Annotated in this window: 1 protein-coding gene; it reads left to right on the top strand. The window is 33.4% G+C overall.

All coding sequences use genetic code 11. From position 1 onward, the window contains the following. Positions 1–548 precede the first annotated feature (548 nt). A complete protein-coding gene (locus V5290_RS17165) occupies positions 549–1,070 on the top strand; it encodes a transposase (RefSeq protein ID WP_290040715.1) in 522 nt (173 codons plus the stop codon). Positions 1,071–1,770 lie beyond the last annotated feature (700 nt).

Genomic DNA, 1,770 nt, shown 5'->3' with positions numbered 1-1,770 from the left:
CAGATCTTTTTTGTGTTGTTTTTTAAAGTTTTTATCGTTTTCTTAAAAAGTAGTAAACCAAAATCAACACATAAACCCACTGCAGACTAAAGTCAGCGCCCCAAAGTCAAAAGATGTTTCGTAGGTTTTGGTGATTTTCGATATCAATAATAAAAAATTGTGTAGCGATAGCTATCAAGCATAGCTTGATATTAGGGGCGCATGCTTCAGCTTGCAGATCTTTTTGTGTTTTTTTAAAGTTTTTATCGTTTTCTTAAAAAGTAGTAAACCAAAATCGACACATAAACCCACTGCAGACTAAAGTCAGCGCCCCAAGGTCAAAAGATGCTTCGTAGGTTTCGGAGATTTTCGATATCAATAATAAAAAACTGAGTAGCGACAGCTATCAAGCAAAGCTTGATATGAGGGGCGCATGCTTCAGCTTGCAGATCTTTTTTGTGTTGACCTTTAAATACATAAATTTAATTACTCTTCATTTACACAAAAATTTGATTGCAAACTAAACTTCAAATTCTAAAGTTAAGCGCTGTTGTGATTAAGAGGTGAAAATGGGAACTAATTTATTTCATATCAATCAAAAAAATGCTGTTCAATTCGTTACATTCCGAACATATGAAAGTGTTGCTTATTACCTCAAAAAACATAACAAGGAAGTAATCGAAAATAAGCCCAAACAACAATATGAATTAGATCAGTTTTTAGATGTGAATAGAGCTGGTGCGGTATTGAATAATGAAATTATTTCATTATTGATTTCATTGTTTAAGTCTAAAAATGGAATTTACTATCATTTATTTGCTGTATCTATTATGCCTAATCATGTTCATTTACTTTTTCAACAGTTGCAGCCATTAAGTACTATCATGCAGAACCTTAAAGGAGGTAGTGCGTTTATTATTAATAAATATCGAGCCGACCCCAAAAGGTTATGGGAGAAAAGCTATTACGATAAAGTTATTCGTAGTGAAAAGCAGTTTCAAATGACTTATCAATACATTAAAAATAATGCATACAAAGCAAATATAAAAGATGCAAGTAAACGGTTTTATGGGATGTATGAAAGTGAATGATTAGTGGCTAAAGTCAGTGTCTCATTGAAGATATGTCATAGTTTTAGTTAGTAAATAATGAAATTATTAGTACATAAGTAAAATCAACACATAAACCCACTGCAGACTGAAGTCCGCGCCCCAAGGTCAAAAGATGTTTCGTAATATTATGGTTATAAACAAATTTGAGCAGCGACGGCGATTAGACGAAGTCTAATGTTCGGGGCGCATGCTTCAGCTTGCAGATCTTTTTTGTGTTTTTTTAAAGTTTTTATCGTTTTCTTAAAAAGTAGTAAACCAAAATCAACACATAACCCCACTGCAGACTAAAGTCAGCGCCCCAAGGTCAAGATATGTTTCGTAATATTATGGTTATAAACAAATTTGAGCAGCGACGGCGATTAGACGAAGTCTAATATTCGGGGCGCATGCTTCAGCTTGCAGATCTTTTTTGTGTTTTTTTAAAGTTTTTATCGTTTTCTTAAAAAGTAGTAAACCAAAATCAACACATAAACCCACTGCAGACTAAAGTCAGCGCCCCAAAGTCAAAAGATGTTTCGTCACTTTTGGTGATTTTCGGTATCAATAATAAAAAATTGTGTAGCGATAGCTATCAAGCAAAGCTTGATATGAGGGGCGCATGCTTCAGCTTGCAGATCTTTTTTGTGTTGTTTTTTAAAGTTTTTATCGTTTTCTTAAAAAGTAGTAAACCAAAATCAAC

Origin of the sequence: Psychromonas arctica, assembly GCF_036697365.1 — a bacterium.
Taxonomy (GTDB): domain Bacteria; phylum Pseudomonadota; class Gammaproteobacteria; order Enterobacterales; family Psychromonadaceae; genus Psychromonas; species Psychromonas arctica_A.
Note: the sequence above shows the minus strand (reverse complement) of the source record. Positions and strands in the feature narration are given on the sequence as shown.

What these genes read in the sequence shown, in the direction of transcription:
- V5290_RS17165 (WP_290040715.1), top strand. Translation starts at nt 549, where the DNA reads ATGGGAACTAATTTATTTCATATCAATCAAAAAAATGCTGTTCAATTC.